This is a genomic window from Saliniramus sp., assembly GCF_035311605.1.
Taxonomy (GTDB): Bacteria; Pseudomonadota; Alphaproteobacteria; order Rhizobiales; family Beijerinckiaceae; genus Saliniramus.
The window spans coordinates 17,922-27,619 of sequence record NZ_DATGCW010000106.1; the positions used below are offsets into that span (position 1 = coordinate 17,922).

Genomic DNA, 9,698 nt, shown 5'->3' on the forward strand with positions numbered 1-9,698 from the left:
GGCAGTGACGCTGTCGTCTGCTATTTTCTGATCCCACCGCTGCATTTTTTGCAGCGCCTCGGAAAAAGATTTTTGATATGCGCTACTTGCGGATTCTCCACTACATCGAAACGGTTGCGCGAGTGGGCTCGATCCGAAAGGCTGCGGAAGATCTCGCCCTGACCGCATCGGCACTCAACCGGCGAATTCAGGATTTCGAGGCGGAATTCGGGACCCCCCTGTTCGAGCGCCTGCCGCGCGGGGTGCGGCTCAACGCCGCCGGTGAATTGCTGGTGCGACAGGCGCGGGTGCAGATGGCGGAGATGGAGCGCGTACGCTCGCAGGTCGCCGATCTCTCCGGCATACGCCGCGGGCACGTCCGCATCGCCTGTTCGCAGGCCGTGGCCTATACCTTCCTCCCGGAGATGGTCGCTTCCTACAAGGCCAGCTTCCCCGATGTTTCCTTCGACGTGCTGGTGCGCGATCACCTGAGCGCGCAGCAAGCCCTGATGGATTACTCGGCTGATCTGGCTTTGATCATCGAGCCCTCCTTCCAGAGCGCCATGCAGCCGCTATGCATCGTCGAACAGCCACTTTATGCGGTGATAGGGCATGATCACCCGCTCGCGGGCAAGGCGAGCCTGCGCCTGCGCGAGTTGCTGCGCTATCCGCTGGCCCTGCCCGAGCGCAGCTTCGGGGGGCGTCAGATGCTCGAACAGGCCCTGGCGCGGCGCTCGTTGACGGCCAATATCGTGCTCGAATCGAATTCCTTCGAATTCCTGCGCGCCTTCGTGCGGCGCGAACCCGCGATCACCATCCAGCTCGCCATCGGGGCGCCGGATGATCCGGCGAGCCATGCAGAGGCACGCGGGCTCGCAGCCATCATGATCGATCCGCGCGACATTCCGCCGGGTCGGTTGATGCTCGCCCAGATGCGTGAACGCACGCTGCCTGTGGCCTCAGCGAAATTCGCCGACATGCTGACGCGCAAGCTGGAAACGGCGAACGGGCGTGTTTGAACTGTGATGAACCCGCGACTCAAGCACATATCCGGCCCTGCATGCCGGTGACGTCATGGCCAGCCCCGGCGCGCTGCCCGTTGTTTGCGCAGACCGAACGCGGCGCGGACCACGCCGCTGGTCAATTCAGCCGGGCAATCATGACCAGATCCGCGATAATCGCTTGACTTTCGAAGCGGCAATTCGAACGCTGCCTTCTCAAGAAACCAGCGGAGGCGACATTGCCGGCGAAAAAGCCCGGAGCGATCTTTTTCTTTGCCCCTTTCGTGTCCTCGACGATGCATATCGAGCCGGACTGGATCGATTACAACGGCCATCTGAACCTGGCCTATTACCACGTCCTGTTCGACCGCAGCCTCGACGAGGCCTTTGCAATGGTCGGGCTCGGACCGGATTATGTCGAGACGCGGCGTGCCTCCTACTTCATCGCCGAAACGCATGTGCTCTATGCGCGCGAACTGCATTACGAGCACCCTGTGCGGGTGACGCTGCAATTGCTGGATTGCGATGAAAAACGCATGCACCTCTATCTCGAACTGCGCCACGCCACGCAGGGCTGGCTTTCTGCCTCCTGCGAAATGCTCGGGCTGCATGTCGACATGGGCAAGCGCAAGGTGACGCCGTTTCCCGAGGAGATCCGGCGCAATCTCGAGATCATGCGTGCCGCCCATGCCGGCCTGCCGCGTCCTGACAATGCCGGTCGGCGGATCTCCCTGAGACGTGACGGCGAGAGGCCCTCTCCGGATGACGACGGGGATGCAGAGCAGGGGCCGCGCACGCGTCACTGATCCGGTTCGGGCGCTTTGCGAGAGACGGGAATCACACCATCCGGCGCGGGATCGTCCAGGACAAGGCGCAGCCGATCATCGAGAAGACGAAGATAGTCAGGAACACACTACGGAATCCGGTGGATACCGCCGCGCGGATTGCGGCTTCCGTCGCCGCATCGATGCCCGACAGCGCCGTCTCGCTGCCTTGCAGCACCGCTTCGAGCGGGCCGGAAATCGCGATCCCCGTCGCGCCTACGGCAGCAAACAGCACCGCCCCGACGATAGCCGTACCCAGTGCCGCCCCGAATGAACGCGCCACCGCGACCGAGGCGGCGGCGGCGCCGAGCATGCGCTTGCCGGCTTCCGACTGCACCGTCACCTGAACGACTCCCATCACCGTGCCGAGAAAGACCGAGAGCACGCCGAGAAACCACGCGAATTGCAGCATGCTCATCGCCGGCGCGAAAAAGGCGAGAAAGAGCAGCATTGCGCCCACGATCATCAATCCGAGTGAGGGGAAGATCGCCGTGCGCCCCGTACGGCTGATCACCTGTCCGACGGCGAATCCGCCGAAGCCGACGCCTGCGGTCATCGGCAGCATCATCAGCCCGATCTCCGCCGCCGATGCGCCGTAGACCGCGCGCAGATAGATTGGCACGAAGGCGATCAGCGAAACGAACAAGGCACCGTGCGACATGGCCAGCGCGTCGGCGCGCCAGATCGAGGGATTTTGCAAAAGCGTGACCGGCAGGAGCGGCTGCGCCACGCGCTTTTCGCGAAAATAGAGCAGGATCGCCGCCGCCACGGCGAGCCCGGCCAGCGCCAGCGCCGGCCCCATCGCCGCTAGCGCGCCTCCGCGCAAGGCCTCGACGAGGACCAGCGTGCTCCATACGAAGGTCGCGAAGAAGACGAGCCCCATCCAGTCGAAACGGAACGGCTCCTTCTCACCGGTACCGGGCGGCAGCCGCAGCAGCAGGAGAATGGCCAGCAATCCGAAGGGGATGTTGAAGAAGAAGATCGCCCGCCAGCCGAAGAACTCGGTCAGTAACCCGCCGATTACCGGCCCGACGGTGCTCGCGATCACCGCCACGGCGGCGATATAGCCCTGATATTGTGCGCGCTCGCGCGGTGGCACCGATTGCCCGATCAGCGCCTGCGACAGAGAGATCAGCCCCCCGCCGCCGAGCCCCTGCAACACGCGCGCGGCCACCAGCATTTCCGTCGATACGGCAAAGGCGCAAAGCGTGCTGCCGGTCATCGCCACGATCAGGGAGACGATCAGAAGCTTGCGCCGGCCGAAGGCGTCACCGAGGCGGCCATAGACGGGCGCCGCCGTGGCCGTGGCGACCAGATAGGCGACAACGATCCAGGCAATGCGCTCGACATTGCCCAGATCCGCCGCGATGGCGGGGAGCGCCGTGGCGACGATGGTCTGATCGAGAATGCCGAGAAACATCGGCAGCATGATCGAGGGAAACAGGGCGAGGAAGGAAGCTCTCGCACTCCCCGGCCTGGCGGGCGACTCGGCTGCTGGCGGTGGCGACGCGGACAAGACAGGTTTCTCAATGGTTGAATCGGCTTGCCGAGCATAACCGGATATCGGCTGCAGGCGAGCATACGCGACGCACGCGCGTTTTGCGTTTTTCCCGCAAGCGATTCAGGCGACGCGCCCCGAAGGCTGCCCGGCTGAAACGGCCGGCGCAACCTCCGCGCCCGGATCATCGGCGACGACACGGTCGCGCCCGGTGCGCTTGGCGGCGTAGAGCCGGCGATCGGCACGGATCAGCAGGGTATCGAGATCCTCGCCATCGGCTTCGAGCCCCACGAGGCCCGCAGAAAAGGTCACATTGATCGCGCCGGAACGGGTCATCATCGGCGCAGCGTTGCGCCGGCGCAGATCCGCGAGCAGCCCGACGGCTTCCGGCTTGCCCGCGCCCGGCATGGCCAACAGGAATTCCTCGCCGCCGATCCGGAAGGCTTGACCGCGCGTGCCGCCGGCAAGCCGCAACCGATCGGCGAAAGCCTTGAGCAGATCATCGCCGACGAGATGGCCGTGTCTGTCGTTCACCGCCTTGAAGTGATCGATGTCGATCAGCGCCAGCGCGAAATGCGTACCGTTCTCGCGGGCATGTACGGCCGCCTCCCCGAAATAGGCGTCGAGATGACGGCGGTTAAAGAGCTGCGTCAGGGGATCGCGTACGGCCTGGCGTGCCAGTTGCGCGTGCAGATCCGTGATGGTGGAAAGACGCGCCTGGCTGGTCTCCAGCGCCACACGCATCGCTTCCGCGACCTGCTCACGGCGGGTGACATCGCGCAGATAGAGCATGCGCCCGAGCCGGACCCTGTTACGCTCGGCGCCGGGCGCGACATCAACGACGTGGATCTCGAACCAGCGCGGCGGCGTGCCGAGGGCGATGAGGTGATCGTCGCCGCCTGCCCCATCCGCTTCGAGATGGCGCACGAGTACCGGGCCACAGCCCGGCCATTCGGCCAGCGGCACCCCCTCTTGCAACCGCGCCAGCCCCGTCAGAGCCAGCGCCGCCGGGTTGGCCTGGACCGTGCGTCCGGCATCATCGACGACGATGACAGGGTCCGGCAGGCGCTCGATCAGCAACCGGTTGGCCACGGGCAACAGATCGAACAATCGCTTGCCGGCGATCAGCCAGGTGAAGACGCCCAGAGTCACGGCGAAGCTGAAAGGTGTGGGATCAAAGCCGAATACGGTGATGCCGAAGAAGATATAGCCGAGATTGGCGCTGATATTGATCAGTGTGAAGACGAGAAAGCCCAGATAATGCCTGCGTGCGGAACCGCACACCGTTACCAGTGCGCGGGCGATCGACCACAAACCGAAGGCGAGGAAGACGTAGAGATAGATCGCAAATGACCAGAAGACGGGCCCGTGATCATAGATCATCGGCGCATGCGGCGAATCATCAGCGGGTGCAGTACCAGCGCCGTAGAGCAAGTGATGATGCTCGTTGGTGAAGGCAACGATCCCGGCCATGACCGGTATGATCATCAAAACCGCAAGCCGCCCGGGGCTCAGCCGCTCCGTCGAAGAATTCGCGTATTGCCAGAGAAAGGCCGCCCAGAAAGTCGGCACCACCATCACGCCCGGCCAAGCCGCCTGCGCGAAGACCTGCTTGCATGCCCCCGTGGGCGCAGCAACTTCCAGCATGGCGGCCAGGAGCCACCAGCCCATCCCGAGATGCGCGACGACGAAAGCATCACGACCGGGAAAGTCATGCTGGCGGGCTACCCATAGCGACAGCATCAGCACGCCCAGGCAGATCCCACCCAGAAGCGCTCCCTGAGGGCTCAGGGCCCAGACCGCGTCGCTACAATAATCCAATACCGCCTCGTCATCACGATGAGACGGATTTATGACCCCGGGAGTGTTAATGTGCGCTATATCGGAATCATTATTCCTCGACCTTGATCAGCATGCGCCCGGCACGCATGAAGCGGTTGGGATCGACCGGCTCGTCGGCAATGCGGGTCTCGTAATGCAGATGCGGCCCGGTGGAGCGCCCCGTCGATCCCGCACGGCCAAGGTGATCACCCGTATTGACGATCTGCCCGCGCTCCACCGCGATCGAGGAGAGATGCGCATAACGCGTGGTCACGCCATTGCCGTGGTCGATCTCGACGAGATTCCCGTATCCGCCGGAACGCCCCGCAGCCACAACGCGCCCGGATCCGGCAGCGCGGATCGGTGTACCGCGCGGTGTGCGGAAATCGATCCCGGCATGCAGGGCGGGCCGCCTTGTGAAGGGGTCGCGGCGCACACCGAAATTGCTGCTGACACTGAATTTCGTCCCGGCCGGGCGCGCGAGAGGCAATTGCTCGGTGGCACGCCGAAGGCGCTCGCGCTCGGTCAGTTTTTCCTGCAGCATCCACACCATGGCCTCGAAAGGCCCACCTTCGGGGTCGATGCCGATGGGGAGATAAGGGCCGCCGATTCCGGTTTCCCCGCCATCAGAATCCGAGGCGGCGAGGGCATCCGGATCGAGCCCGGTCTGCACGATGACGTCGCGAAGCTTCTTCGTCGCGCCGGCGAGGCTCTGGTTGACCGCGTCGAGGCGCATGAACTGATCCGCCTCGACCTGAGCCAGGGATGCCTCGACAGCGCGCAGCCGCGCGGCCAGATCGGCCGTGACGGCGCCGTTCGCATCGGCGCGGCTCTCCGACCGTGCAATCGAACCGGGATCGACGGAGGGCGACAGGTGTGATTCGCGCAGACGCAGCGAGAACGCGTCATCTTCCGGTGCCGGAGGCAGCGTTTCAGGGGAAAGCGGCCGCGGCTCCGCTGCCTCATCGGACCGGCTCGCGTCGGAAGCGACGGGTGCAGGACGGGTGCGCTGCGACAGAACCGGTGAAGGCCGGCGCACCGGATGCTGCGAAAGCGCCCCGGTTTCGCGGACATCGTCATCGGAATCGGTGAGCTCGGCGAGCGGGGTCGGCGCAAACCCCTCGTGTGAATCGAAATCGGGCAGGTCGAGCCCGGCGATATCGATATGCGTGCCCAGATTGAACAGCATCGCCTGGCGCGTCTCGAGTTCGACCTGCCGCCCGACCAGCGCCGCGACACGGTCTTCCAGGCTGTCCTGCTCGAGCAGCTTCTGGCTGGTGATGCGGTCGAGCCGCGAGCGCAGGACCGCGATACTCTCCTCGTATCCGGCCTTGAGGCGCGCTTCGCGGCGCAGCAGTTCCGCCGCGACGTCATCGCTGGAGACCACATACCAGGTGACGGCGCTGGCCCAGGCCGTGACGAGCGCGAAGCTCAAGGCAGCGATCGCCAGGGTCAGGGGGCGCAGCGTCAGAATGCGCCGGGGGGGCTGCTGCGGTGGGTACGGCAAGCCCCGCCCGGGAGAGGGCATGCGGTGCGGCATTTGCGCAGTCGAATCATACATCACGTCAACCCGCTTCGTTTCGACGTGATTTAGGCTCCGTTAGGGTTAAGAATCGACAAACGCCGGACAATCTTCAGTCGTCCCAAGCCGATTCAGAGGCTCTCCACCGCTGCAAGCACCTCTTCGGCATGGCCGGGCACCTTCACCTTGGGCCAGATCCGCGCAATGCGTCCTTCGCGATCGATCAGGAAGGTCGTGCGCTCGACACCCATGTATTTGCGGCCATACATGCTCTTTTCGACCCATACCCCATAGGCTTCGAGCACACCCTTCTCCTCATCGGCGACGAGGGGGAAGCCCAGCTCATGTTTTTCCCTGAATTTCTCGTGTTTCTTCAGCGGATCGGGCGACATGCCCAGAATGACTGCATCCCGGGCAGCGAAGGAATCCTTCAGAGCGTTGAAGGCCTGAGCCTCCTTAGTGCAGCCGCTGGTGTCATCCTTAGGGTAGAAATACAAAACCACGATGCCCCCGCGCAGGGACGAGAGCGTGATACTCCCCTTCTCGGTGGCGGGAAGGGTGAAATCGGGGGCGGGATCGCCGACTTGAAGCGCCATTACGCCTTCCTTTCGTCCTATTGCTGTCACCTGATCGGAATGATCGGTCGCGCACATCGCCGTGAAGGCATGGCGCGCCGATGATACGCGGCAAGCCGTCGCAAGGATCATCGGTAGGCGCTAGTGTAGGCGCCGCGCAAGCGATTCGCGTGGTATCCCCGTTCAGGCGCTGAAATCCGACGGGGCGTGAGAGGGTGTCGAAGAGCGGTTTGGGCGAAGCGGATGATCTCAGAGCGCTGGAGCCGGCAACGCTGCGCCGTCGCGGACGGTCGCCGGGCGCGCGCGGGCGCACGCGGTGGCGCCGGATTGGCCGGCGCGTTGTCATCGCCAAGGCGATCCTGGTCCTGATCGTCGCCGTGGCCTTTGGCGCATTCTACTGGCGCGTGTCCAGCGAGCCGGTGCGCTTCGCCGGGCTGACGGGCCAGATCACAGCCACGCTCGAAGCCCAGCTCGGCGAGGGCTGGCGCATCGAGATCGGTGATGCGGCGCTCGATCTGCATGACGGTCGGCTGGCGCTGGCGGTTGCCGACGTCAGCGTCCGCGATGCACGCGGCGGGCGCGTCGCCAGCGCCCCTGCAGCCCTCATTCCGGTCTCGACCTGGTCACTCGTCGCGGGCGCCCCCCGCGCCCACGGGCTTGAACTCGTCGGCGTCGAATTACGGTTGCAGGTGTCCGAAACCGGCGCCCTGTCACTGACGACGCCGGGTAGCGAAGGACTTCTGAGGCCTGAGCTGCATCATGATCCCGCGTTCAGCGGCGCGGATCTGACAGGTCCGGAGGATGCGGGCGATATCGAACCAGCGCCGATAGCTACCGTCGCTGCTGCGCTCGGCGGCTTCATCGGCGCGCTGATCGATCCGCAAAGCCCGATCGGCGCTGTGGCAGAGGCCGGTCTGATCGATGCGCGCCTGACAATGGTTGACTCCCAGGGACGCGAACGGGTCGGCTTCAGCGATGTCGACGCCCGGTTCGAGCGGATTGGTGACGGCCGGCGCATCAATGCCAGCCTGACGGGCAGCAGTGAGACCTGGCATATAGAGGGCGTAGCAAGGCCCGTAGATGGCGGTGGCGGCGGCGAAGCCGCGCTCCGGGTCACGAGTTTTCCGATCAGCGACGCTCTGATGATGGCGGGTCTCTCAGGGCGATTCGCCACGCAGGCTATCGCGCTCGACATCGAATTGAATCTGTCGACCGATGCGCAGAATCGTCTTGATATCGTATCGGCACGTCTCGAAAACACTCCGGGCCGCTTCTTCTTCAATAACCCGGAAGCGCCCGTTCTGAGCGTCGGCCGCCTCGCTGCTTCAGTGCGCTATGATCACGCCGGAAATGCAATCACCATTCCGGAGCTGCGCTACACGGATGACGGCACCCGTGTCGTGCTGCGCGGCAATGCACGCCCCGATCCCGAAAGCGACGATTGGCAGGTCTATCTCGCCGGGCGCAACGGTGTGCTATCGGCTCTGGAGCCGGGCGAGCCGGATATGGCTCTGCCCGTCATCGACCTCTTCGCCAGGGTCGGGCCGTCAGGGGTGCTGATCGAGGAGCTCTCCCTGACGGGCGAGGGGCTCGATGTCGCGATGACGCTCTCGACGGCATCCGACGCGGATGCCGGCGGTCTGCGGGCGGGACTCGAAGTGCGCGACATCGCCGTGCGGGACGCGCTGCGGATCTGGCCACCCTTCGTCGCGCACAAACCAAGGGAGTTTCTGCTCGGCGCCCTGCGTGACGGCCGGCTCGCGCATCTGTCCCTCGCCACAACACTGACCGGCGATGATTTCGGCAATATGCGCAAACCCGCAGAAGCGAGGCTGATGGGCCCGCTACCGAGACAAAGGCGCGATTCCGTCGCCGGGCTGCAGCGTGATGGCCTGCCGCCGGACGCGATCGATCTCAGCTTCGCCATCACCGATGCCACCTTCCAGGCAGATCCGGGGCTGCCGCCGCTGCAGGACGTCCATGTCAGCGGTCGGCTGGATGGCCGCAGCGCGAGGCTCAGGGACGGACGCGCCGTGGTCGCGCTGGAGGATGGGCGACGGCTCGACATGTCGGGCACCGGTTTTGATTTCGATGATTTCTGGATGGCCGGAAACACCGCTGCCGTCACCTTCCGGCTGGAGGGCGGTGCCGATGCGCTCGCATCACTGATACGTTCGCCGCAGATCGCGCGCGATACCCCCACAACCCTCGACCCGGATGCAGTTTCCGGCAATGCCGTGCTTGATGTGGCCCTCGCCCCGCAATTCTCGGATGCTCCGGATGCACGCGAGACCTCCGTCGCCGTGAGCGGGCGGCTCTCCGACGTGACCCTGCGCGATGCCTTCGGGGAGGAAGATCTGCGCGCCGGTGACTTCTCCCTCGGTTTTCGCAATGGCGCGCTCGATCTCGCGGGCGAGGCGCGGCTCGGTGAAGATCCCGTGACGCTGGCCGTATCACGCCCGCGCGATGCGCCGCTCG

The 9,698-nt window shown here is 64.9% G+C and carries 7 protein-coding genes; 3 read left to right on the forward strand and 4 right to left on the reverse strand.

The annotated features are described in order from the left end of the window. The first annotated feature begins 77 nt into the window (after positions 1-77). Both VKP01_RS05100 and VKP01_RS05105 read left to right on the forward strand, forming a co-directional pair. The gene (locus VKP01_RS05100) at positions 78-998 is read left to right on the forward strand and encodes a LysR family transcriptional regulator (RefSeq protein WP_324410905.1); all 921 of its coding nucleotides are present in this window, start codon (positions 78-80) and stop codon (positions 996-998) included. Positions 999-1,219: 221 nt separating this feature from the next. Continuing rightward, the gene (locus VKP01_RS05105) at positions 1,220-1,786 is read left to right on the forward strand and encodes a thioesterase family protein (RefSeq protein WP_414706521.1); all 567 of its coding nucleotides are present in this window, start codon (positions 1,220-1,222) and stop codon (positions 1,784-1,786) included. A 31-nt stretch (positions 1,787-1,817) separates the two neighbouring features. Here VKP01_RS05105 and VKP01_RS05110 read toward each other — a convergent pair whose 3' ends face one another. The 4 genes from VKP01_RS05110 to VKP01_RS05125 form a co-directional block, all read right to left on the reverse strand. Beyond that, positions 1,818-3,320, reverse strand: a complete 1,503-nt coding sequence (locus VKP01_RS05110) for an MFS transporter (RefSeq protein WP_324410907.1) — start codon at positions 3,318-3,320, stop codon at positions 1,818-1,820. 105 nt (positions 3,321-3,425) lie between these two features. After that, positions 3,426-5,123, reverse strand: coding sequence for a histidine kinase N-terminal 7TM domain-containing diguanylate cyclase (locus VKP01_RS05115; RefSeq protein ID WP_324410908.1), 1,698 nt, complete (start codon positions 5,121-5,123; stop codon positions 3,426-3,428). A 70-nt stretch (positions 5,124-5,193) separates the two neighbouring features. After that, positions 5,194-6,558, reverse strand: a complete 1,365-nt coding sequence (locus VKP01_RS05120; RefSeq protein ID WP_324410910.1) for a M23 family metallopeptidase — start codon at positions 6,556-6,558, stop codon at positions 5,194-5,196. A 218-nt stretch (positions 6,559-6,776) separates the two neighbouring features. Further along, positions 6,777-7,241, reverse strand: coding sequence for a peroxiredoxin (locus tag VKP01_RS05125; protein ID WP_324410912.1), 465 nt, complete (start codon positions 7,239-7,241; stop codon positions 6,777-6,779). A gap of 194 nt (positions 7,242-7,435) precedes the next feature. On the opposite strand from VKP01_RS05125, the gene VKP01_RS05130 reads away from it, so the two are divergent. After that, positions 7,436-9,698, forward strand: a 2,263-nt coding sequence (locus tag VKP01_RS05130) for a hypothetical protein (RefSeq protein ID WP_324410913.1), incomplete at its 3' end; no start/stop codon positions are given.

What these genes read in the sequence shown, in the direction of transcription:
- VKP01_RS05100 (WP_324410905.1), top strand. Translation starts at nt 78, where the DNA reads ATGCGCTACTTGCGGATTCTCCACTACATCGAAACGGTTGCGCGAGTG.
- VKP01_RS05125 (WP_324410912.1), bottom strand. Translation starts at nt 7,241, where the DNA reads ATGGCGCTTCAAGTCGGCGATCCCGCCCCCGATTTCACCCTTCCCGCC.